1 tRNA gene is annotated in these 255 nt (G+C 43.1%); it reads right to left on the reverse strand.

The features are described 5' to 3' along the window. Window positions 1-143: 143 nt before the first annotated feature. Window positions 144-219: transfer RNA gene (locus GTP27_RS24495), tRNA-Ala, on the reverse strand. Window positions 220-255 lie beyond the last annotated feature (36 nt).

The raw sequence follows: 255 nt of genomic DNA on the forward strand, positions 1-255 counted from the left end.
CATACAATCATTACCCATCGTCTTACGTTTTACCGTAAAACGATCAATAAAAATTTACTTACTTCTTCCAGATTGTTAAAGAACATACAGCACTTGATCTCTAAAAGATCAAATCTAAAGGACAACCCTTACATTTGAACTCTTGGTGGAGGATGACGGGATCGAACCGACGACCCCCTGCTTGCAAAGCAGGTGCTCTCCCAGCTGAGCTAATCCCCCTGAGATTTACTACAAGGCAGAAACTGGTAGGGCTGG

It is taken from the genome of Duganella qianjiadongensis (genome assembly GCF_009857915.1).
GTDB classification, from domain to species: domain Bacteria; phylum Pseudomonadota; class Gammaproteobacteria; order Burkholderiales; family Burkholderiaceae_D; genus Rugamonas; species Rugamonas qianjiadongensis.